At 42.5% G+C, this 24487-nt stretch carries 20 protein-coding genes and 1 tRNA gene; 14 read left to right on the forward strand and 7 right to left on the reverse strand.

All coding sequences use genetic code 11. The features are described 5' to 3' along the window. Nucleotides 1–3 precede the first annotated feature (3 nt). Nucleotides 4–1461: a glycogen synthase GlgA gene (gene glgA, locus DW650_RS00205; RefSeq protein ID WP_117918976.1), complete on the forward strand. Its 1458-nt coding sequence runs from the start codon at nucleotides 4–6 to the stop codon at nucleotides 1459–1461. Here the strand turns inward: glgA and DW650_RS00210 are convergent. The 6 genes from DW650_RS00210 to DW650_RS00235 all read right to left on the reverse strand — a co-directional run bounded on the left by DW650_RS00210 (nucleotide 1451) and on the right by DW650_RS00235 (nucleotide 7012). After that, nucleotides 1451–2464, reverse strand: coding sequence for a DUF5688 family protein (locus DW650_RS00210; RefSeq protein ID WP_118208781.1), 1014 nt, complete (start codon nucleotides 2462–2464; stop codon nucleotides 1451–1453). The two genes, glgA and DW650_RS00210, sit on opposite strands and share 11 nt — an antisense overlap. A gap of 150 nt (nucleotides 2465–2614) precedes the next feature. Beyond that, nucleotides 2615–3670 (reverse strand): ABC transporter substrate-binding protein, encoded by a 1056-nt coding sequence (locus DW650_RS00215; RefSeq protein WP_118208782.1) that lies wholly within the window; start codon nucleotides 3668–3670, stop codon nucleotides 2615–2617. A gap of 79 nt (nucleotides 3671–3749) precedes the next feature. Beyond that, nucleotides 3750–4517 (reverse strand): ABC transporter permease, encoded by a 768-nt coding sequence (locus tag DW650_RS00220; protein WP_118208783.1) that lies wholly within the window; start codon nucleotides 4515–4517, stop codon nucleotides 3750–3752. Beyond that, nucleotides 4511–5335 carry an ABC transporter permease gene (locus DW650_RS00225; protein ID WP_118208784.1) on the reverse strand — a complete coding sequence of 275 codons (825 nt, stop codon included), beginning with the start codon at nucleotides 5333–5335 and terminating at the stop codon, nucleotides 4511–4513. Before DW650_RS00225 ends, DW650_RS00220 begins: the two co-directional genes overlap by 7 nt. After that, nucleotides 5328–6401: an ABC transporter ATP-binding protein gene (locus DW650_RS00230; RefSeq protein WP_117918966.1), complete on the reverse strand. Its 1074-nt coding sequence runs from the start codon at nucleotides 6399–6401 to the stop codon at nucleotides 5328–5330. Before DW650_RS00230 ends, DW650_RS00225 begins: the two co-directional genes overlap by 8 nt. Nucleotides 6402–6472: 71 nt before the next feature. Beyond that, the gene (locus DW650_RS00235; protein WP_186898704.1) at nucleotides 6473–7012 is read right to left on the reverse strand and encodes a cupin domain-containing protein; all 540 of its coding nucleotides are present in this window, start codon (nucleotides 7010–7012) and stop codon (nucleotides 6473–6475) included. 221 nt (nucleotides 7013–7233) lie between these two features. Between DW650_RS00235 and DW650_RS00240 the strand changes: the two genes are divergently transcribed. Both DW650_RS00240 and udk read left to right on the forward strand, forming a co-directional pair. Next, nucleotides 7234–7306: transfer RNA gene (locus DW650_RS00240), tRNA-Thr, on the forward strand. Between the two features lie 117 nt (nucleotides 7307–7423). Beyond that, a complete protein-coding gene (udk, locus tag DW650_RS00245; protein ID WP_186898705.1) occupies nucleotides 7424–8053 on the forward strand; it encodes a uridine kinase in 630 nt (209 codons plus the stop codon). Here udk and DW650_RS00250 read toward each other — a convergent pair. Beyond that, the gene (locus DW650_RS00250) at nucleotides 8039–9241 is read right to left on the reverse strand and encodes a GDSL-type esterase/lipase family protein (RefSeq protein ID WP_243102824.1); all 1203 of its coding nucleotides are present in this window, start codon (nucleotides 9239–9241) and stop codon (nucleotides 8039–8041) included. The genes udk and DW650_RS00250 overlap by 15 nt on opposite strands. A gap of 190 nt (nucleotides 9242–9431) precedes the next feature. Between DW650_RS00250 and DW650_RS00255 the strand changes: the two genes are divergently transcribed. From DW650_RS00255 to DW650_RS00310, 11 genes are all read left to right on the forward strand, one after another. Beyond that, nucleotides 9432–9818 carry a hypothetical protein gene (locus tag DW650_RS00255; protein ID WP_117918958.1) on the forward strand — a complete coding sequence of 129 codons (387 nt, stop codon included), beginning with the start codon at nucleotides 9432–9434 and terminating at the stop codon, nucleotides 9816–9818. A gap of 80 nt (nucleotides 9819–9898) precedes the next feature. After that, nucleotides 9899–11071, forward strand: a complete 1173-nt coding sequence (locus tag DW650_RS00260) for a glycosyltransferase (RefSeq protein WP_118208786.1) — start codon at nucleotides 9899–9901, stop codon at nucleotides 11069–11071. Then, a complete protein-coding gene (locus DW650_RS00265; RefSeq protein ID WP_117918954.1) occupies nucleotides 11053–11718 on the forward strand; it encodes an epoxyqueuosine reductase QueH in 666 nt (221 codons plus the stop codon). The genes DW650_RS00260 and DW650_RS00265 overlap by 19 nt, the downstream gene beginning before the upstream one ends. 104 nt (nucleotides 11719–11822) lie before the next feature. Then, nucleotides 11823–13208 carry an argininosuccinate lyase gene (gene argH / locus DW650_RS00270; RefSeq protein WP_118209024.1) on the forward strand — a complete coding sequence of 462 codons (1386 nt, stop codon included), beginning with the start codon at nucleotides 11823–11825 and terminating at the stop codon, nucleotides 13206–13208. A 181-nt stretch (nucleotides 13209–13389) separates the two neighbouring features. Further along, the gene (asd, locus tag DW650_RS00275) at nucleotides 13390–14481 is read left to right on the forward strand and encodes an aspartate-semialdehyde dehydrogenase (protein ID WP_118208787.1); all 1092 of its coding nucleotides are present in this window, start codon (nucleotides 13390–13392) and stop codon (nucleotides 14479–14481) included. A gap of 133 nt (nucleotides 14482–14614) precedes the next feature. After that, nucleotides 14615–18601 carry a DNA topoisomerase III gene (locus DW650_RS00280; RefSeq protein WP_117918950.1) on the forward strand — a complete coding sequence of 1329 codons (3987 nt, stop codon included), beginning with the start codon at nucleotides 14615–14617 and terminating at the stop codon, nucleotides 18599–18601. A gap of 176 nt (nucleotides 18602–18777) precedes the next feature. Beyond that, nucleotides 18778–19449: a UDP-N-acetylglucosamine pyrophosphorylase gene (locus DW650_RS00290; RefSeq protein ID WP_182384816.1), complete on the forward strand. Its 672-nt coding sequence runs from the start codon at nucleotides 18778–18780 to the stop codon at nucleotides 19447–19449. Nucleotides 19450–19534: 85 nt separating this feature from the next. Next, nucleotides 19535–21031, forward strand: a complete 1497-nt coding sequence (locus DW650_RS00295; RefSeq protein ID WP_117918944.1) for a methyl-accepting chemotaxis protein — start codon at nucleotides 19535–19537, stop codon at nucleotides 21029–21031. A 21-nt stretch (nucleotides 21032–21052) separates the two neighbouring features. After that, nucleotides 21053–22615 carry a YARHG domain-containing protein gene (locus DW650_RS00300; RefSeq protein ID WP_118208788.1) on the forward strand — a complete coding sequence of 521 codons (1563 nt, stop codon included), beginning with the start codon at nucleotides 21053–21055 and terminating at the stop codon, nucleotides 22613–22615. Nucleotides 22616–22762: 147 nt separating this feature from the next. Further along, nucleotides 22763–23455 carry an iron-sulfur cluster assembly scaffold protein gene (locus tag DW650_RS00305; protein WP_006858743.1) on the forward strand — a complete coding sequence of 231 codons (693 nt, stop codon included), beginning with the start codon at nucleotides 22763–22765 and terminating at the stop codon, nucleotides 23453–23455. Between the two features lie 18 nt (nucleotides 23456–23473). Next, on the forward strand, nucleotides 23474–24484 hold the full coding sequence (locus tag DW650_RS00310; RefSeq protein ID WP_006858744.1) for a GGGtGRT protein: 1011 nt from the start codon (nucleotides 23474–23476) through the stop codon (nucleotides 24482–24484). Nucleotides 24485–24487: the final 3 nt, after the last annotated feature.

Raw genomic sequence — 24487 nt, forward strand, 5'->3', positions numbered from 1 at the left:
GACATGAAAAAAATATTATTTACGGCTTCAGAAGCTGTGCCTTTTATGAAAACCGGTGGACTTGCAGATGTAACAGGCTCATTGCCGAAATATTTTGATAAGACGAATTATGATGTAAGGGTTATTCTTCCAAAATATGTCTGCATGGATGAACGGTGGAAAGGACAGCTTCATTTTTTATGCCATTTTTATGTGAATTTAAGCTGGAGAAAACAATATGTCGGCATTTTTGAAACAACGTACGATGGAATTACCTATTATCTGGTAGACAATGAATTTTATTTTGCCGGAAATGCACCATATAACAATATTTATGAGGATGTAGAAAAGTTTGCATTTTTCTCAAAGGCAGTGTTGGAGGCATTGCCGTATCTGGATTTCTGTCCGGATGTCATACATTGTCATGACTGGCAGACAGGACTGATTCCGGTATTTTTGCGGACTTTATATGGGGATGAGGAATACTATACAGGTATAAAGACGGTATTTTCGATTCATAATCTGAAGTTTCAGGGAAGATGGAAACTGCCTGCTGTTATGGATATTACCGGATTGCCGGAGCAGATTTTTACATCGGATAAGTTAGAGTCTTACGGTGAGGCAAATTACTTAAAAGGCGGTGTGGTCTATGCAGATGCGGTCACTACCGTCAGTCCGACCTATGCCTATGAGATCACTACACCGGAGGGAGGCGAAGGATTAGAAGGGCTTATGTATGCGTGCAGAAACAAACTTTCCGGCATATTGAATGGTCTTGACTATACTGAGTATGATCCACAGAAAGATATCTATCTGTCCAATCATTATAATGAAATGAATTATAAAGAAGGAAAAGCGCTCAACAAGGCGCGTCTGCAGAAAAATGACTCCTTACCTGTGGATGGAGATGTATTTCTGATCGGCATGGTATCGCGTATGACAGATCAGAAAGGCTTTGATCTGATCGCATATATCATGGATGAGCTGCTCAGTACGGAGCGTGTTCAGTTTGTTGTGGCGGGGACCGGGGAGGCACGCTATCAGGATATGCTGTCTTATTTCGCAGGAAAATATCCGGATAAGATGAAAGTACATATCGGATATTCAGAAGAACTCGCACATCAGATTTATGCCTCCTGTGATGCATTTTTGATGCCGTCCTTGTTTGAACCGTGTGGTTTAAGCCAGTTAATGAGTCTTCGTTATGGTACTGTTCCTATCGTACGTGAAACGGGAGGACTTAAGGATACCGTCATTCCGTACAATGAATATACAAAAGAGGGAACAGGATTTTCTTTTGCAAATTATAATGCGCACGAGATGTTAGAAACGATCCGCTATGCGATATCTGTATTTTATCAGCATAAAAACGACTGGGATATACTGGTAAAACATGGCATGAGTCAGGATTTCTCCTGGAATGCATCGGTTGTAGAGTATGAAAAACTATATGATGGTCTGATGACGAAATTTACATGGTAATACGGCTGCTTTCTCTTGAATAATAATATACATGGTCAGAGAGAATATCTTCCACAGATAGCTGGGTGGAATTGACCTCACATACCATTTCCGAAAGCTCCCGGTAGGATTCCTGTGTGGTATCCCTGGTTTTATTCCCGGATGAAAGCAGAGGATCAGATGGTAAGGAAAAAGAACTGACAGGAATGATAAGAACTTCGTGGATACTGCTTGGAAGGATGTAGAGATCACTTCTTAAGCGGTCTGCGAAGTTTTTTAACAGATCCTGATACAGAATGCAGGCAGAGCCGTTTAATTTTGTATGGTTGGAAAGCACATACATGGGAAAAGGCGCCGGCGGAGCGAGGAGAGCAGCACTGTCGTCACCGGAAAGAAGTTCTTTTAGTACGTCACTCATATTTCGAAGTTCATAATGCAAAAGATCCGGTGTATTTTTACATGCGAGTGCATAAAGATCATCTTTTGTGATATTCCAGAAAGAAAGATGATGGTTGTGGATCAGAATCGTGGCAGAGCTCCCTGCGTGTGTGAAAGAGTCAGTGGCAGGGTTATTTTCTTCCGAAAAAGACTCGATGATATCGTCGGGATAAATACTGATCAGACAGCTGAACACGATCGCTAAATCGAGAAAGCGGAAATGGGGAACGTCAGATAACAGTGCTTTGTTGCGCTCGTAATTGATCAGCTTAAAGATAATGCGGGACTGTACTTTCTCATAGCATGTGAAAAAGGAAATGTCAACACTGTGGGAAGGCTTGTTCTGTTGATAGATCGTTTGAATTTCGGCGCAGATATCAGGAAAAGATCGGCCTTTTTCATATTCGCGGAAGTAGTCATTCAGATAAATGGTTGGTGAAATATTACAGCCCGGAGTTAAAACGGTCAGACCGTCTAAGTGGGTATTGTTATTTTTTAAAATATCCTGCAGGATAATGGAAACATCAGAACCGAATGCGTCCTGTAAAGATTGTCTGATCTGCTGTTTAAATGTCTGATATGTCATAATGACCTCCTGTAAATACAGATATGTCTGAGTTATATGAGATATACCTGTGGTGCAGGAGAAGATATTACTGCCTATAAATGGGGAAAGTCCACGCAAAAAACTGCGTGGACTTACTATATCATATACATACTACAAATGCAAGAAAAATTATTCGGATTTTAATTTTTTCCAGAGATAACTGTAAAGAGAGATTGTAGATTCGTCAAACTGTTTGTACACAGTACAGTTATCTAAAGTTTCCTGTGGTGGAAAAATCGTGGTATCACTTAAGGTTTCATCATCTAGCGCATCAATCACGGCGAGATTGGGTGTGGCATAGCAGACATAATCAAAATTAGTCATAGCTACATCCTCGCGGCACAGAAAATCAAGAAATTTTTCGGCATTTTCCTGATTCTTGCAGCTCTTTGGCATAAACCAGGAATCGATCCATAGGTTTGAACCCTCTTTTGGAACTGTATAGGAGAGATCATCGTTTAATTCCATCGCAGTGGCAGCTTCCCCGGAATAAACCAGCGCCATTGCTGCATTGCCGGCGGCCATCTCATCAGCGGTCTCATCTACGTAGTAGGCGTAGACAAGCGGTTTTTGCCTGATCAAAAGATCTACTGCGTTATTTAGTTCCGTTTCATTTTCTGTGTTGATGTCATAATTTAACAGACGAAGAGCCGGTACAAACGAATCGCGGACAGAATTCTGCATGATAATGGAATCTTTGTACTTTTCATCCCACAGAATGTTCCAGGACGATACTTCGTCATCTGTGACCATTGTGGTATTGTAGAGGATACCAAGAGTTCCATAAAAATATGGCATGGAATAGGATGCATCCGGGTCAAAAATCCTTGCAGCATTAATGATCGACGGATCTATATTCTGGTAATAAGAAAAGTGATCAAAGTCGATTTTGTTTGCCTCTCCTTCGGAGATCAGACGTTCTACCATGTAGTCGGAAGTGCAGATTAAGTCATAACCGATGGAACCGGCTTTATATTTGGTATACATTTCTTCCGGACTTTCGTATTCCTCTAATTTGACGTGAATGCCTGTTTCCTGTTCGAACAATTTTAAAACAGAACTGTCCATATATTTTCCATAATTTAAAACAACCAGCGAATTGTCATCAGTGGTGTCTTTATTTCCACATCCTGCCATAAAAAGGGTGCTCAAAAATAATAACGGAAAAATAATATATTTTTTCATGAAAGCCTCGCGTTCTGCCGGATAATACGGCGTATCAGTAATAAAATATATTTGCAGAGATTGCCACACCAAAAAGATATCAGTTTGTCTTATCAGATCTGCGGTTCATAATAAGAAGCAGCAGAAATGCAGCAAAAAACAACAGTGTGGAAAGTGCATAAAGTTCCGGACGTACACCTTTCCGAAGTTCTGTATAGAGCATAGTAGAAAGCGTATTTACACCGGCTCCTTTCGTGAAAAAGGTGATGGAAAAATCATCCAGCGACATGGTAACTGCCATTAAAAATCCGGAAAATACACCGGATTTGATGTCAGGCCAGGTTACTTTATAAAAGGCATAAAGCGGGGAGGCACCAAGATCTAAGGCAGCTTCATATGTGTTTCTGTTTATCTGCTTTAATTTTGGAAGTACATTCAAAATTACATATGGAATATCAAATGTAATATGTGCGATGAGTACTGTCACAAATCCAAGATTTAAAAATTTTACAAAAAGCAGCATGAGGGATATTCCGGTCACAATGTCTGCGTTTAACAGCGGGATATTGGTTGCACCGAGCATCAGGGTTGTGCCACGTTTTTTCATGGCACTGATCCCGATGGCAGCAAGTGTGCCGATCAGGGTTGAGAGTACTGCGGCAGTGAATGTGATCTGAAGTGTCATGGTCAGTGCATTCATGATCGTTTCGTCTGTAAAACAGGAAGCGTACCATTTTAAAGTGAATCCACCCCATACAACTCTTGATTTGGAATTATTGAAAGACAAAATGACCAAAACAAGAATCGGAAGATATAAAAATAAAAAGATGACCGCAAGATAAATGCGGGATGCAGCCTTCTTTACCATACAGCAGTTCCTCCCTGATCTTTATCGAAGATATTCATGACCGCCATACTTGCGATGACGAAAATCATAAGTACTACGGAAAGCCCGGAACCTAAGTTCCAGTTACTTCCCTGCATAAATTCCTGTTCAATGACATTTCCGATCAAGAGCACTTTACCGCCACCGAGCAGATCGGAGATCACGAAAGATGTGAGAGCCGGAACAAAGACCATTACGATCCCACTGATGACACCAGAGAGAGTCAGCGGAAAAATAATACGGAGCAGTACGATTTTTGAATCAGCTCCTAAGTCTTTTGCAGCTTCAATGACATCCGGTTTGATGCGCACCATGGAGTTATAGATCGGCAGGATCATAAACGGCAGAAAATCGTATACCATACCGAAAACAACGGCAGTCGGTGTGTTTAACATTTTTACCGGACCGAAACCGAAGAAACCAAACAGGGCATTTACGATACCGTTGTTAGAAAGTAAAAGTCTCCAGGCAAGGATGCGCAGCATAAAGTTCATCCACATTGGAAGTACAAATAAAAATACAACGAAACTCTGATGCTTAAAATGAAAACTGTTTAGGATCATGGCGAGCGGATAGGCAAGCAGCAGGCAGACTATTGTACAGAAAAATCCGAGTTTCAGGGAAAGCAGGATGGATTTTACATGCACCGGATCTGCGATCGCTGCAATATTATCCCAGGTAAATGTACCGGAAGCGTTTGTAAAAGCATAATATAAGATAATAACGATCGGCAGCAGGATAAATCCGATCATCCATACAAGATAAGGTCCTGCTAAAAGCTGTCTGCCTAATTTACGCATCGATCTCTACAGCCTCCTCGTCCTCAGATTCCGGTTTGTTCATGATCTGGATATTAAACGGGATTACGTTGATGCCGACATGTGTGCCGACCGGATACATTTTCGTCGTGTGGACAAGCCATTCATAACCATTTGCCATGATACTGATCTCATAGTGTACACCTTTAAATATAATAGAGACAATGTCACCATCCATAAAACCGGCGCCAGGTTCCGTGATCTCAACATCTTCCGGACGGATCACGACATCAACCGGAGTATTGCATCCGAAACCTTCGTCAACACATGGAATCTTTACACCTAAAATTTCCACGACCTTATCTTTGATCATGGTTCCGTTTATAATGTTGCTGTCACCGATAAAATCAGCCACAAATGCATTGACAGGTTCGTTGTAGATCATTTCGGGGGTGCCGATCTGCTGGATGTAACCCTGATTCATAACGACAATCGTATCAGATATGGTAAGTGCTTCTTCCTGATCGTGGGTAACAAATACGAATGTAATGCCAAGCTCATTTTTCAGACGGATCAGTTCGTACTGCATGTCCTGACGGAGCTTTAGGTCGAGAGCACCGAGCGGTTCATCTAAAAGAAGAACTTTTGGCTCATTTACAATGGCACGCGCGATCGCGATACGCTGCTGCTGACCGCCGCTTAATGAGTCGATAGAGCGGTTTTCAAATCCTTCAAGATTTACCAGCTTCAAGGCGTAACGGATCTTATCATTGATATATTCTTTGCTTTTTTTCTTAATACGCAGTCCGAATGCAATATTTTCTGCAATCGACATATGCGGGAAAAGTGCGTATTTCTGGAAAACAGTATTTAAATTGCGCTCATTTGGAGGTAATGATGTGATATCTTTGCCGTCAAAAATGACACTGCCGGCATCCGGTGTCTCAAAACCGCCGATGATACGAAGGGTGGTTGTTTTTCCACAGCCGGATGGACCGAGAAGTGTGATAAATTCATTTTCACGGATATATAAATTTAAATCATCTAATACGACATGGTCGCCGTAAGATTTTGAAATACCTGTCAGATTAATTAGTTTTTTGCTCATTTGTGTTCAAAACGTTTCTTAATTGGTAGCAGAAGAAACATGATCCCTTTCTAAGTGGTTACATGATAAAATTAAAAACTCGGCGGCGTAGATACCCAGATTAAGATGGCATCGCGGTTTCCATTATTTTCCAGACGATGTTTTTTACCGGCCTGGAAATAAAAAGATTCGCCAGCGCGGACGGTATAAGCCCTTCCACCATATAGTACACGCACAGTTCCTTTTAATACATAGCCAAATTCTTCCCCTGTATGTGGCAGGTGTGTGTCGGAGGAGCCGCCGGGTTTTAAGGTAAGGCGTACCGGTTCCATACTGTTTTTCTGTGCATTTGGAATGATCCATTCGATCATTTTATTTCCATCTTCACTGATTTTTTCAAAATAGTCATCTTTTTCAAATACGATCTGTTCCGGTTCTTCGTCCGTAAAGAATTCGGCAGGTGTTGTGCCGAGACACTGTATGATATCGAGCAGTGTACCAATAGACGGAGAGTTCTGGTTACGTTCCAACTGGGAAATAAATCCCTTGGTCAGTTCGGAGCGGTCGGCGAGTTCCTGCTGTGTCAGGCCATACTGGATACGCAGTTCTTTCATACGCTTTCCGATATCCATAATAATCCTCATTTCTGCGATGTTTTATAGTAACTGTAAAAATATATGTTTTGTTTACAATAAGTAAACAAGATTATTTTATGCATTTCATAGGAAAAGTCAATAGAAAATAAAATATTGCAAAAATTTAGAAAAAAATATAAAAAAGGTATTGCATTTTTTATAATATATGTATATACTAGTCGAGTGTGGCGCAAGTCAAAAGACAGTCCACATTAATTGCCAATATGGCTCAGTTGGTAGAGCAACGCATTCGTAATGCGTAGGTCGTCGGTTCGAGTCCGACTATTGGCTTATAACTTCCGGAAGTCCGGACAGATAAGAGCAAGTGGTTTCTGAAAAGTTCCGCTTGCTTTTTTTGTAATAGGAAAATTCTTTTTTATATATCAGAATGTGAAAGGAAACGGTATTATGGCAGAGAAAAATACGATTTTAATTGGAATTGCAGGAGGAACAGGAAGCGGGAAAACGACGCTGGCAGATAAAGTGGTTGACAGCTTTGGACGTGATGAAGTCAGTATTCTGCGTCATGATAATTATTATAAACGCCATGATGAGATGAGTTATGAAGACCGCTCAAAGTTAAATTATGATCATCCGGATGCATTTGATACAGAACTGTTATGTGAACATATCAAAGAGCTGAAAAAGGGCAATGCCGTGCAGATGCCGGTCTATGATTATACGGTTCACAACCGTTCCGACAGGACAATCCTTGTGGAGCCGGCACCGGTGATCGTACTTGAGGGTATTTTGATCTTTGCCGAGCCGGCCTTGTGTGAACTGATGGATATCCGTGTATTTGTAGATACGGATGCGGATGTGCGTATTCTAAGAAGGATCGTAAGAGATGTAAAAGACCGTGGACGCTCCTTAGACAGTGTCATAAATCAGTATTTAACGACTGTAAAACCGATGCATGAACAGTTTGTGGAACCGAGTAAACGCCGTGCAGATATCATAATCCCGGAGGGTGGCGAAAATGCGGTTGCATTGGAGATGCTGATCCAGAGAGTAAGAAAGCATTTAGAGGAAGCGTAAAGATACAGCATCAGCCATTGCCTTGTAACCGGCACTGCTTGGGTGAAGATGGTCGCCACTGTCATAGCCTGCTTTGAATGCAGCAGGATTGGTGCTGTCACGTACGGCAAGGTCAAAATCAATGCAGCCTTCAAAGCCGTCCGCCTGGCGGATCCATTCATTGACTTTGTTTTTCAGTTCTTCACGGAACGGGGCATAGGTACGCCAGCCTTCGATCGGAAGCAGTGTTCCGATATAGACAGACAATCCAAGAGAGTGTGCCTGGTCAGTGTACCATTTGAGACCGTCTATGAGTTCTTCTGCTGTTGGAAGATCGCTCATGGGACGGAACGGATTGATATCTGTTCCAACCGGGTGAATGATATCATTGATCCCCTGCTGGATAATGATAGTATCGGCACCGGCGGTCGGTATTTCATGCAAAAAGCGGTTGCTTCCTTTTAAACCGTAGGAATCATAGGTAATGCAGTCATACTGGCGCAGGATTCTGGTACCGCTTGCAGCGCGTCGGATGATGGAAGTGTGTTTTCTGCCCTCACGTCTTAAACGTAGCGTTAGTTCATCCGGCCATGCCTGTGCGGTAATGGAGTCACCATAGCAGATCACAGCATGGTTGTCGGATGATGTTAAAATATCGATATTGCTTAAAAAATAAAACCAGCTTGTCGTTTTGCTTGTATCAAGAGGAAGCTCTTCTGTTAATGTCTGATCACCCAGTGAGAAAAATCCTTTCGAGAGAGGACCTGTGATCAGAACAGCGGACTGCATCAGCGTAAAGTCTGCAAAATAAAGATTGACACAAAGTGTCTGTCCTGCCTGAACCTGAAAGGAAACTTCATCGCTTACAATACGCTTGTGTGCATCAAGTGTCACAGAAGGATTGCCCCAAAAAGTAATCTGTGTTGTTGTCGATTTCTTCTGCGGGCAGGACAGATTAATTTTGGGGGCAGAATCGCTGTTGGTATTGAAGTCCGCGACGGAGACGGTTGCCTTTGTGATAGAGACAGGTTCGCTTCCACAGTAATTGTCAAAGGTAAATCTTAAAGATGTTCCGTCAAATGGCGCATAGACCGGATAGCGGAGTGTAATATCTTTTGCATAGCTTTCCGGCCGGTGTTCTGCGATTGAAACTGCATTTCCCCACATGGAACACCATGTATCAGGTTTGTTGATCGTTGTATGATTCATCGGGTTCTCCATTTCTGTCAGATAATTATTTTCGTTGTATCAGTATACATCCTTTTTGAAAGAGGGTAAAGTGAAAACTACTTGTTCTTTTTTATATAAATTGATATAATGCAGAAAGATGACGTGTTTTCCGGTAAGCAGATCATTTGACCGGATGACATTATAGCAGAAAGAGGAGAGGTATTAAGGTATGAGTGAACCTGAAAATTATGTAAAAAAAGAGGAGCCACGCGTATCCATAAAGCAGCGCAGAAAAAAGAGTATAGGGGGTATCCTTGGAACGTTATTTGCAGAGAATCAGAGTATGCTGATGCTGTTTGCAGTCATTGTTGCAGCACTTGCGGTTATTCTGGCAGGAATTATTGCTCTGCATATGCCGGTTGTTCCGGTTTGTCTGATCGTATTGTTAGAAGCAGGGATTGCCTGCTGCCTGCATGATGTACCGGTCTGGCTGCATGCGATTGCTGTGATCGCTCAGATCGTAGCAGGGGTTTTCGCCGGAGCAACTGTTTTTATGGTGCTTTGCGTGGTAGAATATTTAGTTGGAATTTTGTGCCTGCGTTATGTAAGAGAGTAAGGAATGAGAATGAAAACGGACTTTTGCTTTGGGGAGACTTTTAGCAGGAGTCCGTTTGTATTTTACGGGAGGAAAAACGGATGAAAGCACAGGAAAAGATTTTAGTATTCTGTTCCAGGGAAATCTGTTATTTGTCGGGAAACTTTTTTGCCCATCAGCTTGCAGGTGCGTTTGAAGAAGCAGGCTATGAGACGACAGTATGTGAGTTTACATCCAAAGATGATCTTGATAAGGTACTTTCTCCATTTTTTGGAAAAAAATATCGTGCAGTTTTTGACTTTAACTCTTTGCTTCCAAGACTTGCGATGGATGACGGGACACCGGTGACAGACCTGATCGATGGTCCATTTTACGATTATATTTTGGATCATCCATTATTTCATTATAACTGTCTGATGACACAGGCAAAAAATTTTCATGTAATCGTGCTGGATGAAGGACAGGCTGATTATGTCAGAAAATATCATCCAAATGTAAAGAGCGTGCATATGCTCCCGCTTGGAGCGACGGTTGCATTATTTGACGGGGAAAAAAATCCTGCGGATCGGATCCTTTTTATAGGAACTTATGATGCACCGGATAAGGTATATGATATTGTGAATGCAGCACCGGAGCCTTTTTGCGGAATGATGAAAAGGATCATAGAAATGCGGATCGGGACGCCGGAACTTCCGATGGAGGAAGCATTTCGGGCATGTCTGAAAGAAAATGACATGGAACTTGACAGTGCGCAGTTTGCTCTTTTTATGAATACGATGTATGCATCGGATGCCTATATCAGGGATTATTTCAGGAAAGCGGCACTTGATGAGCTTTTAAAAAGAAAGATACCGGTACGGTTAGTCGGTGAGGGATGGGAAAAATATCAGACTCCCTATGAGAAATATCTGACGATCGAAAAGCCGGTTACCTTTGATCTTTCTTTTGAGAAAATTGCAAGAGACCAGATCATGCTTGATGTTTCGCCGATTTTTAACCGGGGCATCCATGACAGGGCGATCGCCGGGATGGCAAACCGTACTGTGGTGCTGACAGACGAGAATCCGTACAGGAGTTCGCATTTTAAAAACAGGGAGGATCTGATGTTTTATTCGCTGTCAGAAATAGGTTCGCTGTCGGAAGCTGCCGGAGAACTGATGGAAAATGACAGACTTCGGGAAAAGATCCGGGACAATGCATATCAGACATTCTGTACCGGGCATACCTGGAGGGCGCGGGCAGAAGAAATATTGTCATGGGAGGCAGAAAATTGAAACAGAATTATCAGAAAATGCTTGAGGAGACCATAGCGAAAAACCAGAGTGAGAACAAAGTGCCCACCCTGCTGTTACACAGTTGTTGTGCACCCTGCAGTTCTTACTGCTTAGAGTATCTGTCACAGTATTTTAAAATCACGGTTTTTTATTATAATCCGAATATTTATCCGGAAGAGGAATATTTCAAGCGTGTAAAAGAGCAGCAGCGCTTTATCGAGAGACTGCCGGCAAAATATCCGGTTTCCTTTGTGGAAGGAAATTATGATAAAGAACGTTTTTATCAGATGGCGCAGGGACTAGAGGACGTGAAAGAGGGCGGTGAGAGGTGTTTCCGCTGCTATGAACTGCGGCTCCGGGAATCGGCAGAGATTGCAAATAAACTTCATATGGATTATTTTACAACGACATTATCCATCAGTCCGCTTAAAAATGCAGAAAAATTAAATGAGATCGGGGATCGTTTATCTGAGGAATATGGGATTTCATACTTAAATTCTGATTTTAAAAAGAAAAACGGATACAAGCGTTCCGTGGAGCTTTCCGAAGAATATGGCATGTACCGCCAGTATTACTGCGGCTGTGTTTTTTCAAAAAAGGAAAGGGATGCGCAGATCGCGGCGAAGGAAGCGGAGAAGCATGCATGACAGCATGTATAGCCGGTGCATAAAAATACAACAGGGACTTGCAGGGATGCAGCACTTCATGTAGAATGAAATGTAATTATGACAACGAAAGTGAGGATTTAGATATGGCACAGTTATGGGGAGGACGTTTCACAAAGGCAACAGATCAGCTTGTATATAATTTCAATGCGTCTATCGCATTTGATCAGAAATTTTATAAACAGGATATCGAGGGCAGTATCGCACATGTAAAAATGCTTGGAAAACAGGGTATTTTAACAGAACAGGAAATGAACGATATCGTCACGACACTGCAGGAGATCAAAGAAGATGTGGAGAGCGGAAAATTAGAGATCACATCAGAATACGAAGATATTCACAGTTTTGTGGAGGCAAATTTAATCGACCGTCTCGGTGATACCGGTAAAAAGCTTCATACCGGACGCAGCCGTAATGACCAGGTGGCACTTGATATGCGTCTTTACACCAGAGACGAGGTGCTCGCAGTGGATGGACTGTTAAAAGAACTTCTGACCACGATCTTACATATTATGGAAGAAAATACAGAGACGATCATGCCGGGCTTTACCCATTTGCAGAAAGCACAGCCGATCACGCTGGCACATCATATGGGTGCTTATTTTGAAATGTTCAAGCGTGACCGTCTGCGTCTGCATGATATTTACGAGCGTATGAATTACTGCCCGCTCGGTTCCGGGGCGCTTGCCGGTACAACTTATCCGTTAGACCGCGAGTATACTGCGGAACTGCTTGGCTTTTATGGACCAACTTTAAACAGTATGGACGGCGTTTCAGACCGCGATTATCTGATCGAGTTTTTATCTGCGTGTGCAACGATCATGATGCATCTTTCCCGTTTTTCTGAGGAAGTGATCATCTGGAACTCCAACGAATATCAGTTTGTTGAAATCGATGATGCGTACAGTACCGGAAGCAGTATCATGCCACAGAAGAAAAACCCGGATATCGCAGAACTGGTTCGTGGTAAGACCGGACGTGTCTATGGTGCGCTGATGTCTTTGTTTACGACAATGAAAGGAATCCCGCTTGCATACAATAAAGATATGCAGGAAGATAAGGAGCTTTCTTTTGATGCGATGGACACAGTAAAGGGATGTGTTGCATTATTCAATGGAATGCTTGCAACCATGCGTTTTAATAAAGAAAGAATGCGTCAGTCTGCAAATCATGGATTTACAAACGCAACAGATGCAGCAGATTATCTGGTAAATCATGGCGTTCCATTCCGTGATGCACATGGAATCGTTGGTCGTATCGTACTTTACTGCCTTGATAAAAAGATTCCGATCGATGACATGAGTCTGGAAGAATTAAAAGCGATCAGTCCGGTATTCGAGGAGGACATCTATGATGCGATCTCCATGGAAACATGTGTCAATAAACGTCTGACGATTGGCGCACCTGGCAGGGAAGCAATGGAGAAAGTCATTGAAAAAGAGCGCGAATATCTGAGCAAAGAATGGATGTAACACTTTTGTACACTGACGTGTTGTTGTGACAAATGTACAAGTTTTTGCTAAAAATACAGGAAACTTTGACAAAATAAGCATTGCTTTTTTCGGGAAAATAGCATAATATATTTACTATGAAAGACACATGTTTGCGACAGACGGACAAACAGAGAATAAGGGACGAGGAGATTAGAGCAAAATGAGCGAAAAGTTAAAAGTTGGTATTCTTGGCGGAACAGGTATGGTAGGACAGAGATTTATCTCTCTTCTGGAAAATCACCCATGGTTTGAGGTGACAACCATTGCAGCAAGTCCTAGAAGCGCCGGAAAGACTTATGAGCAGGCAGTTGGTGAACGTTGGAAAATGGATACACCGATGCCGGAGGCAGTAAAAAATATCGTTGTCATGAATGTCAATGAAGTGGAGAAGGTAGCAGCAGAGGTTGATTTCGTATTTTCCGCAGTGGATATGACCAAAGAGGAGATCAAAAAGATCGAGGAAGATTACGCAAAGACAGAGACACCTGTTGTTTCCAATAACAGTGCACACCGCTGGACACCGGATGTTCCTATGGTAGTGCCGGAAGTAAACCCGGAGCATATGGAAGTCATCAAGTACCAGAAAGAGCGTCTTGGTACAAAACGCGGTTTCGTTGCTGTAAAACCAAACTGCTCCATCCAGAGCTATGCACCGGTACTTACTGCATGGAAAGAGTTCGAGCCGTATGAAGTGGTTGCTACAACCTATCAGGCAATCTCAGGTGCCGGAAAGACATTTAAAGACTGGCCTGAGATGGTAGGAAACATCATTCCTTACATCGGTGGTGAGGAAGAAAAATCTGAGAAAGAGCCGCTTCGTATCTGGGGTTATGTTGATGACGAGAAAAAAGCGATCGTTCCGGCAGAATCACCGGTCATTACCTGTCAGTGTATCCGTGTTCCGGTATTAAACGGACATACAGCAGCAGTATTTGTTAAATTTAAGAAAAACCCGACAAAAGAGCAGCTGATCGAGGCTTTGAAGAACTTCAGCGGTGTTCCGCAGGAGTTAGGTCTTCCGAGCGCACCAAAGCAGTTTATCCAGTACTTAGAGGAAGACAACAGACCGCAGGTCTCCTTAGATGTTAATTACGAGAACGGAATGGGTATCTCAGTCGGCAGATTAAGAGAGGATACCGTATACGACTGGAAATTTGTCGGACTTTCCCATAACACAGTCCGTGGTGCAGCAGGCGGTGCAGTACTTTGCGCAGAACTGCTGAAAGCACAGGGATATATTACAAAGAAATAAATAAAACATGGATGATAGAAACGTCATCGGAGGATTTCCGATGGCGTTTTATATTGCCTAAAAAATTTAAAAATGTTATAATTTCTCTTATGCGAAATAAAGGTTAAGTAATCAGAAACGGAGAAATATTTTAGTGGCAAAGTCTTTGATAATAACGGAGAAACCAAGCGTGGCGCAGGAGTTTGCAAGGATTCTTGGCGTGAACGGGAGAAAAGACGGATACATTGAAAATGATGACTATGTCATCACATGGTGCGTCGGACATTTAGTGGAAATGGTCTATCCGGAAGCATATGATGAAAAGTACAAAAGATGGCGGTTGGAGGATCTGCCATTTCTGCCGGAAGAATATAAATATAATGTAATACCAGATGTCAGCAAGCAGTATGATACCGTGCACAGAATGCTTTTCAGAGAGGATATAGAGACCGTCTACTGGGCAGGTGATGCCGGAAAAGAAGGACAGACGATCGAGGAGAATATCAGACGTTTCGGTGGTGTCAGGGAAGGAATGAAAGAACTTCGTGTCTGGATCGATTCCCAGACCGAGGAAGAAATCCTGCGCGGAATCCGCGAGGCAAAGCCGATGTCAGAGTATGACAATCTGGCAAAATCCGGTATCATGCGTACGATTGAAGATTATGCGATGGGAATCAATTTTTCCAGAGCCATGTCGGTAAAATACGGGAAATTATTAAATGATGCCGCGGCGACAAAGAGTTACACAGCGATCGCTGTGGGACGTGTCATGACGTGTGTACTTGGGATGGTTGTGATCCGTGAGCGTGAGATACGCAATTTTACTGAGACTCCATTTTATCGTGTGGTGGGAGACTTTTTACCGGAAGGTGCTGAAAATGAGGTGTCAGTTGCTGCAGAGTGGAAAGCGGTTGAGGGTTCTGGATATTTTGAATCGCCGCTTTTATATAAGGAAAATGGATTCAAAAAGCGTGAGAGTGCAGAAAAACTGATCGGTGAACTTGACGGGAAAATGGCGTTTGTAAAATCTATGGAGCGCGGTACATCCAGAAAGAAAGCACCACTGTTATTTAATCTTGCAGAGTTGCAGGCAGAGTGCTCCAAACGATACAAGATCAGTCCGGACGAGACATTGCAGGTGGCACAGGATTTATATGAGAGAAAACTCACGACTTATCCAAGAACAGATGCGAGAGTTCTGTCAACAGCGGTAGCAAAGGAAATCGGTAAAAATTTAAACCGCCTGAAAACTTATGAGCCGACCAAAACTTATACGGAACATATTCTAAAAGAAGGCAGCTACCGGAATATTGCACGTACACAGTATACCGACGACTCAAAGATCACAGACCACTATGCGATCATTCCGACCGGGCAGCTTACGGAACTTCATTCGTTAAATGACCTGCAGCGAAGAGTATACGATCTTATCGTACGCCGCTTTTTAAGTATTTTTTATCCGGCGGCAGAGTATGAGACAGTCAAACTTGTGGTACAGGTGGAAGCAGAGCAGTTTTTTGCATCTGCAAAGGCACTTAAAAATCCGGGATTCCTTGAAATTATGGGAAGACCGGCAAATGAAGACAATAAGGAAGAAGAGAGTGCGGGACTTTTAAAACTGGCGGGACAGTTAAAGACCGGCGATCCGCTGAATGTGGATGGTTACGAGATCAAAGAGGGGAAAACGGCACCGCCAAAACGTTACACGTCCGGTTCCATGGTGCTTGCAATGGAAAATGCCGGACAGCTTATTGAGGAGGAAGAGTTAAGAGAACAGATCAAGGGATCAGGGATTGGAACGTCTGCGACAAGAGCTGAGATCATCCGTAAACTGGTGCGCATCGGGTATCTTAACCTGAATAAAAAGACACAGGTATTAAGTCCGGAAGCAATCGGTGAGATGGTGTTTGAGGTGGTAAGTATGACTGTGCCTGCGCTTTTGAATCCGAAAATGACAGCTTCCTGGGAAAAAGGACTTGACGGTATTACGCGCGGAACAGTCGTTATGGAAGATTATCGCGGGAAACTGGAGGATTTTATCCGGAAAGAAACGGTTTCCATGATCGAGCATGATCTGACCGGAAATCTTGCTGCAAGGATACATCCATTTGTCGGAAAAGGTGGAAGAGGACTTGCAGCCAGAAAAAAAATAGAGGCGGTCTGTCCGGTCTGCGGCGGGGATATGGAAACGACACCATTCGGTTATGGATGCAGTAATTATAAAAAAGATGGAAGCGGATGCAAGTTTGCCATCGGAACCATAGCAGGAAGAGACTTAGAGAAAGACGAAGTGGTGGAGCTTCTGACCAAAGGACACACAGAGGTATTGTCCGGCTTTATCTCAAAGTCCAGAAAACGCTTTTCTGCTGCACTGGTACTTGAAAAAGATGAGAATGGAAAAGCATCAGTCAATTTTGACTTTTCCAAAAATGAACCTGAAATATTAGAAGGGGTGAAATGTCCGGTCTGCGGTTCTGATATGGAAATCACTTCTTTTGGTTACAGTTGTGTGAAACACCGTGAAGATCCGAAAAGCTGTTATTTCTCCATTGGAAAAATCGCGGGAAAATCCCTTAGTGTGGATGACCTGACTGATCTGCTGCAAAAAGGAGAGACGGAGGTCTTAAAAGGGTTTACCGCAAAAAATAAAAAGAAGTTTTCGGCGGCATTGCTTTTGAAAACAGGAGAGGATGGCAGAAAAACAGTCGAATTTGATTTTTCAAAGAATGAGGCAGAGATATTAGAAGATGTAGTCTGCCCGATGTGCGGCGGACAGATCCAGAAAACATCATTTGGTTATGGCTGTATGAATTACGACCAGCAAAATCCGCAGAGCTGCCGCTTTGCCATCGGTACACTTGCGGGACGTGACCTGACAGAGACTCAGGTGAAAGCACTTCTGACCGACGGCAGAACGGAGACAATCCGCGGTTTTAAGTCGAAGACCGGGAAAAAATTTGATGCCTGTGTGGCGTTAGAGACGGATGAAACCGGTCGGAAGTATTTAAAATTTGACTTTGACCATGTGGAGGCAAAGAAGATAAAAGATGTAGTCTGCCCGCTCTGCGGTGGTGATATCGTACAGACAGCGTTTGGCTACGGATGTGCGAATTATAAAAAAGATGACCCGGAAAGCTGCCGTTTTTCCATTGGAAAGATGGGAGAAAAAACGTTAAATGAGGCACAGGTGAAACAGCTTCTGACAGAAGGCCGGACAGCAACGATTCGCGGTTTTAAGTCAAAGACAGGAAAGAAGTTTGATGCAAGGATTGCTTTAAATAGAGACGAATCCGGCAAGGTGATCGGACTGAAATACGATTTCTCGGATGTGGAAGCGCCAAAATTAAAAGATGTGAAATGTCCGGTCTGCGGTGGGGATATGGTAAAAACGCCGTTCGGCTATGGCTGTGCGAATTATAAAAAAGATGATCCGGAAAGCTGTCGTTTTTCGGTTGGACAGATCGCAGGAGTAAAATTAAAAGAAGCACAGGTCAAAGAACTTTTAACCAATGGAAAAACCGGTGTGATCGAAGGATTTATCGCAAAGACCGGAATGAAATTTGATGCGCCGTTAAAACTGACCAAAGAGGGGCAGATCACCTTTGATTTCCCGGAGAAACCAAAGCCGGTCGAGACGACGGTAAAGTGTCCGAAATGTGGGGAACTCTTAAAGAAAAGCCAATGGTATTATGAGTGTGACTGCGGTTTTAAGGTAGGGCATACGGTTGCGAAAGTGCCGCTTTCGGAAGCAATCATAAAAGAACTGTTGGAAACCGGAAAGACAAAGGAAAAAGTGACTGGATTTAACTCGAAAGCAGGAAATGTATTTGATGCATGTTTAAAATATGAGGATGAGCGGATCAGTTTTGATTTTGACAATCCGGGAAGCCAGTCTCTGCAAAAACAGGAGACAGAGGGGCAGTCAGAAGTGCAGACGGCTGTGCAGGAGAATGGGGCACAGCAGATGCAGCAGGCAGAACAGGGTGGCACAGAGACACAGCAGTCACAACGGACGGACTCTGAACCGGATGGTGCAGATGATTTCTATGCCGCTATGGCAAATGAGGCTGCGGCGTTCCAGGAGGAAGAAGAGCAGGAATGGATCGCAGGAAGCAATTTTTTAGATGAGTTTATGCCGTAAGCGATCTCCGGCAGACAGAAATTCTTGTCTGTCCGGAGATTTTTTTGCAGTGTTCGAATATTATTTTGACAGATCTGTGAAAACGTTTTACAATAGAACCAGTATGCAAACAGAAATGCAAGGATCACACTGGATTCATATCCATGTGACAGAGACATTCTGGGATGGAGGAAAAGATGGAAAACGCAAAAATCAGCAATTTATATGATTTGGATGAAACAATCGCAAAAGAATATTTAGAACAGTTTACATATCCATGGGAGGCTTTAAAAGGGATCAGTGAGTTCATAAAAAAGCTTGGACCAACATTAGATCCGGAAAAGTTTGAAAAAAGAGGCGAGGATATCTGGGTTGCAAAGAGTGCAAAAGTGGCACCGACAGCATGTTTAAACGGTCCGCTGATCATTGATGAGGATGCAGAAATCCGTCACTGCGCATTTGTCCGCGGCAGTGCGATCGTAGGAAAGGGTTCTGTTGTCGGCAATTCCACAGAACTGAAAAATGATATTATTTTCAATTCCGTTCAGGTGCCGCATTACAATTATGTTGGTGATTCTATTCTGGGTTATAAGTCACACATGGGTGCAGGATCAATCACATCAAATGTGAAATCAGATAAGACACTGGTTGTGGTAAAAGATGGTGATGAAAAAATTGAAACCGGATTAAAGAAATTTGGTGCAATGCTTGGAGATTTTGTTGAAGTTGGATGCAATTCTGTATTAAATCCTGGAACGGTGATCGGCAGACATACAAATGTATATCCGCTTTCAAGTGTCAGGGGAGTGATCCCGGCAAACTCAATTTTTAAGAAACCGGGCGAGGTTGTACAGAAAAAAGAAGCATGATATTCTTAAACTTAAGATCCGGACAGGTCGGATAAGTTATGGCAGAAAATATTGATCATATTTTAAGTACAGGGAGATAAAATATATGGAAGAAGAAAAGAAATATATTTATAATGATAAAGCGGAACGGATCAGAAAGATGAACCGGTTCTATATAGGTGCAACCATATTTCTTGGAATATTGTTTTTACTGTATCTGTGGCTCCGCATGGCAAATCAGAATCTGGTAAATGCAGTAGTATATGGGAATACTGCATTAATAATAGGCGCATCAGTTTTGAACACGATTATTTATCATAAAGATCATGTAACAGCAAAATTAAAAGTGATTGCTACGCTTGAGATGGGATTAGAGTATCTGTTAGTCGGAGTACAGACAGATGCACATTTTATTACGTATGTACTGATCGTTTTAGTTGCGTTACAGATTCCGTACTATGATGAAGGTGGATTAAAAAGAACCTGTGTGGGAGTGAGTATTCTCTACGTGATCGTTACGATTGTTCAGGGAATAAAGGGTATTACTGTATTGAACGTGGATACAATATGTTCTGTGGTCGGCGTGCTTGGCGTTTTATTTATGGTTTCAAGAATTGGAAAGATCACATTATTGTTTAACGCAGATGCACTTGGATCCATAGATGAGGAACACAAAAAGCAGAATGAAATTTTACAGGGAGTGCTTGAGATTTCCAAAACTGTTCAGGAAGAATCAGTTAAGAGCAGCAGCCTGATCGGAAAACTGGTCGAGACGACCAATTCTGTAACTGGCAGTATGCAGGAGATTACAACGGCTTCCGGAATGAATGCAAACAGCATCGAAGAACAGAATACCATGACTGCAACGATCCAGGATGCGATCGAGGAAACAAGTGAGCGATCAAAACAGATGGTGGATATCGCAATGAATTCAAATGACAGCATTCAGGAAAATATGCGTGTGATGGATGCGTTGAAAGATCAGGCAGAGCAGATCACAAATACAAATCATGATGTTACTGAGGCAATGACCAAACTTCAGGATAAGACAAAAGAAGTAGAAGAGATTGCAGGTATGATCTTAAATATTTCAAGTCAGACAAACCTGCTGGCGTTAAATGCATCTATTGAGAGTGCACGTGCCGGAGAAGCCGGAAGAGGTTTTGCGGTTGTAGCAGAGCAGATCAGACAGCTTGCGGAACAGACAAAAAATTCGACGGAAGAGATCACGAGAATTACAAACGAACTGAATGCAAATGCAAATGATGTGGTTGTATCAGTAGAAGGTTCTGTACAGGCAACGGAAGATCAGAAAGAAAAGATTCTTGCTGCGTCAGAAACATTTAATCTGCTTAATAAAAATATAGGTGAGCTGGTTGCCCATATTGAAGAGGTCAATAAAAAGGTAAGCGGACTTTCAGATTCCAACAATAAGATTGTGGTAAACTGCTCGCAGCTTTCGGCAGCGACTGAGGAAGTTACGGCGAGTGCAGAACAGGTACATACACTCAGTGAAGAAAACCTTGATGTTGCAAAACAGGTTCAGAATGCGGTAGAGAAAATTCACAGTACGGCAGATGATATAAAAAAGTTTTTGCACTGACAGAAAGGAATGCATAATTATATGAAAAATAAAGTGTGGTTGTTTACAGCCGCACTTTTGCTTTTTACAGCAGGGTGTGGTGAGCCAGATATGGCACAAAATAAAATAAACAGCAATGAGCAGAAAACAGCAGGAATTTCAGATACAGATGAAACAGAATCCGAAATAGACAGCAGTGCGTCTGAAAAAATGGAAGCAGCCGAAGAAAAATATATCTGGAAAGAGATCACGCTGCAGTTCCCGGAGAGCTGGGAAGATAAGTATGTAATTTTAGAAGATGATACCGGTTTTTCTGTTTTTCAGAAAAAATCCTATGAGAAAGAAAGTGGGACGGGGTTTCTTTTTGGAATTACCAAAGACACGGAATGGTATCCGGATGCTGCCGGTGTAAGTATTTTAGGATATACCGATGATGGAGTGTTATATGAGGTTGTGAGGCCTACGGATGTGAGCTGCGATGTGGAAAATGAGGATACTTTAAATGAATATCAAGGGATGATGCAGCAGTCAGATACGGTAGTACAGAATGCGGTCATTGATACACAGAACCTGCACAAAGATGCTGACCAGTATATCATTCCGGTCAGTATGACACAGACAATTTCGGCAGACAGTCTTATCAATATGTCGGACAATGATTTATGGTTAGCACGCAATGAAATCTATGCAAGACATGGACGGGGTTTTACCAATGAATATCTGCAGAGTTATTTTAATGCATGTTCCTGGTATGAAAAAAGTGAAGAAGCAGATGCATTTGATGAATCTGTGCTGAGCCAGACAGAAAAAGACAACTTAAAGGTAATACAGGAAGCTGAAACAGCATATGAACAGGAGCATCCGTATCCGAAAGAATATAAAACAGGACAGAATATTATGGTGGATCTTAATGGAGATGGCAGCGAAGAAGAGATCCGTTATGATGTGAAAGAGAGTAGTGATTATTCAGGTTATTCCTGTGTCCTTACGGTTAATGGAACAGCATATGAACTGTGTGAATATGCAGCTATGGTGACACCAGAAACGGAAAGCTTTTATGTTACAGACATGGATGAATATGATAATTCTCTGGAAATCGCGGTATTAGACGATGGACCAAGTGCCGATTATGCGACTTATTTTTACCGGTATGACGGAAGTGCGCTGGCGTTTATCGGGGAAGTGGATGGTTTCCCTTTTAAGGAGCAGAATGGCGGAATCAATGGTTTTACCGGGCAAAACGGAATCAATGGAACAATCCGTACAGATATTCTTGAAACCGCATATCTTAATGGATACTGGTGGTATGACAGCAATGCACGGAAACTGGAATATATGGATGGCGGTATGCATCAATACAAGTATTTCACACCGCACAGATTATATGTGGATCTTCCGTTGTGGAAAGCTATGGATCAGAATTCGGAACAGGTAACGGTTTCGTCCGGGCAGGATGTGTTCTTTATCAGCTCTGATGCAAAGGAATGGATCTATGTGCGTGCAAAAGACGGAACAGAAGGGTACATCCATGTGGATGGTGAAAATGTCAGCAACGTCGGCAGACCCGGCACGGAAGTTTTTTCGGAGTTAAATTACTTTGACTAGTGTATAAAAACAAATACACGGAATAAAGATAATTTTTTTCGATTAGGACTTGTAGATTTCAACAAAATGTGCGAAAATAAGTAAGGTATGTTAAATGTATAACAAAGTCTGATACATACAGTTCTATTAAGTGAAAGGAGTCTTAAAATGATTTACACTAAGGAAGTCGAAAACATGTGTCCTGTAGCAAAGGGCGCAAAACATGAACCAGCTCCAATTCCGGAAGAAGGCAAATGGGTTCATTCTAAAAAAATTGAAGATATTTCAGGTTTTACACACGGTGTTGGCTGGTGTGCTCCTCAGCAGGGTGCCTGCAAGCTTTCATTAAATGTAAAAAATGGTGTAATCGAAGAAGCTTTAGTTGAGACAATCGGATGCTCTGGTATGACACATTCCGCAGCTATGGCAGCAGAGGTATTACAGGGCAAAACAATTCTTGAAGCATTAAACACAGACCTTGTTTGTGATGCAATCAATACAGCAATGAGAGAGTTATTCTTACAGATCGTTTATGGTCGTACACAGAGTGCATTCTCTGATGACGGTCTTGCAATCGGTGCTGGTCTTGAGGATTTAGGTAAAGGACTTCGTTCCCAGGTTGGTACAATGTACGCTACCAAAGAGAAAGGTGTTCGTTACTTAGAGATGGCAGAAGGTTATGTAACCGGTATTGCTCTTGATGAGAATAACGAAGTTATCGGATATCAGTTCGTTTCTCTTGGAAAAATGACTGACTTCATTAAAAAAGGCGATGATCCTAACACTGCATGGGAAAAAGCAAAAGGACAGTACGGCCGTGTGGCAGATGCTGTTAAAATCATCGACCCGAGAGAAGAGTAGGAAAGGAGACGGACGAAAATGGCATTATTTGAAGGATATGAAAGAAGAATTGACCAGATCAACGCTGTGTTAAACAGCTATGGTATCAGCTCTATTGAAGAAGCTGAAAAAATTACAAAAGATGCTGGACTTGATGTATATGATCAGGTAAAGAAAATCCAGCCAATCTGTTTTGAGAACGCTTGCTGGGCTTACACTGTAGGTGCTGCAATCGCAATCAAAAAAGGATGTACAAGAGCTGCTGATGCTGCTGCAGCAATCGGTGAGGGACTTCAGGCATTCTGTATTCCGGGTTCTGTTGCAGACCACAGAAAAGTAGGTCTTGGACATGGTAACCTTGGTAAAATGTTATTAGAGGAAGAGACAGAGTGCTTCTGCTTCTTAGCAGGACATGAGTCATTCGCAGCTGCTGAGGGTGCGATCGGTATCGCTGAGAAAGCAAACAAAGTACGTCAGAAACCATTACGTGTTATCTTAAACGGACTTGGAAAAGATGCTGCACAGATCATCTCCCGTATCAACGGATTTACATTTGTTGAAACACAGTATGATTACAAAGCTGCAAAATTAAATGTTGTATATGAGAAAGCATATTCTAACGGACTTCGTGCAACTGTAAAATGCTATGGTGCAGATGACGTTCAGGAAGGTGTTGCGATCATGCATCATGAGAACGTAGGTGTTTCCATCACTGGTAACTCTACAAACCCAACACGTTTCCAGCATCCGGTTGCAGGTACATACAAAAAAGAATGTATCGAGCAGGGTAAGAAATACTTCTCAGTTGCTTCCGGCGGTGGTACAGGACGTACACTTCACCCGGACAACATGGCAGCAGGTCCTGCTTCCTACGGTATGACAGATACCATGGGACGTATGCACTCTGATGCACAGTTCGCAGGTTCTTCTTCCGTACCGGCTCACGTTGAGATGATGGGTCTGATCGGAATGGGTAACAACCCTATGGTTGGTGCTACAGTTGCTGTTGCAGTTTCCGTTGAGGAAGCTCATAAGGCTGGTAAGTTCTAAGAT

Source organism: Roseburia sp. AM23-20, from assembly GCF_003470905.1.
GTDB lineage: Bacteria > Bacillota > Clostridia > Lachnospirales > Lachnospiraceae > Roseburia > Roseburia rectibacter.

What these genes read in the sequence shown, in the direction of transcription:
- glgA (WP_117918976.1), top strand. Translation starts at nt 4, where the DNA reads ATGAAAAAAATATTATTTACGGCTTCAGAAGCTGTGCCTTTTATGAAA.
- DW650_RS00210 (WP_118208781.1), bottom strand. Translation starts at nt 2,464, where the DNA reads ATGACATATCAGACATTTAAACAGCAGATCAGACAATCTTTACAGGAC.
- DW650_RS00215 (WP_118208782.1), bottom strand. Translation starts at nt 3,670, where the DNA reads ATGAAAAAATATATTATTTTTCCGTTATTATTTTTGAGCACCCTTTTT.
- DW650_RS00220 (WP_118208783.1), bottom strand. Translation starts at nt 4,517, where the DNA reads ATGGTAAAGAAGGCTGCATCCCGCATTTATCTTGCGGTCATCTTTTTA.
- DW650_RS00225 (WP_118208784.1), bottom strand. Translation starts at nt 5,335, where the DNA reads ATGCGTAAATTAGGCAGACAGCTTTTAGCAGGACCTTATCTTGTATGG.
- DW650_RS00230 (WP_117918966.1), bottom strand. Translation starts at nt 6,401, where the DNA reads ATGAGCAAAAAACTAATTAATCTGACAGGTATTTCAAAATCTTACGGC.
- DW650_RS00235 (WP_186898704.1), bottom strand. Translation starts at nt 7,012, where the DNA reads ATGGATATCGGAAAGCGTATGAAAGAACTGCGTATCCAGTATGGCCTG.
- udk (WP_186898705.1), top strand. Translation starts at nt 7,424, where the DNA reads ATGGCAGAGAAAAATACGATTTTAATTGGAATTGCAGGAGGAACAGGA.
- DW650_RS00250 (WP_243102824.1), bottom strand. Translation starts at nt 9,241, where the DNA reads ATGAATCATACAACGATCAACAAACCTGATACATGGTGTTCCATGTGG.
- DW650_RS00255 (WP_117918958.1), top strand. Translation starts at nt 9,432, where the DNA reads ATGAGTGAACCTGAAAATTATGTAAAAAAAGAGGAGCCACGCGTATCC.
- DW650_RS00260 (WP_118208786.1), top strand. Translation starts at nt 9,899, where the DNA reads ATGAAAGCACAGGAAAAGATTTTAGTATTCTGTTCCAGGGAAATCTGT.
- DW650_RS00265 (WP_117918954.1), top strand. Translation starts at nt 11,053, where the DNA reads ATGGGAGGCAGAAAATTGAAACAGAATTATCAGAAAATGCTTGAGGAG.
- argH (WP_118209024.1), top strand. Translation starts at nt 11,823, where the DNA reads ATGGCACAGTTATGGGGAGGACGTTTCACAAAGGCAACAGATCAGCTT.
- asd (WP_118208787.1), top strand. Translation starts at nt 13,390, where the DNA reads ATGAGCGAAAAGTTAAAAGTTGGTATTCTTGGCGGAACAGGTATGGTA.
- DW650_RS00290 (WP_182384816.1), top strand. Translation starts at nt 18,778, where the DNA reads ATGGAAAACGCAAAAATCAGCAATTTATATGATTTGGATGAAACAATC.
- DW650_RS00295 (WP_117918944.1), top strand. Translation starts at nt 19,535, where the DNA reads ATGGAAGAAGAAAAGAAATATATTTATAATGATAAAGCGGAACGGATC.
- DW650_RS00300 (WP_118208788.1), top strand. Translation starts at nt 21,053, where the DNA reads ATGAAAAATAAAGTGTGGTTGTTTACAGCCGCACTTTTGCTTTTTACA.
- DW650_RS00305 (WP_006858743.1), top strand. Translation starts at nt 22,763, where the DNA reads ATGATTTACACTAAGGAAGTCGAAAACATGTGTCCTGTAGCAAAGGGC.
- DW650_RS00310 (WP_006858744.1), top strand. Translation starts at nt 23,474, where the DNA reads ATGGCATTATTTGAAGGATATGAAAGAAGAATTGACCAGATCAACGCT.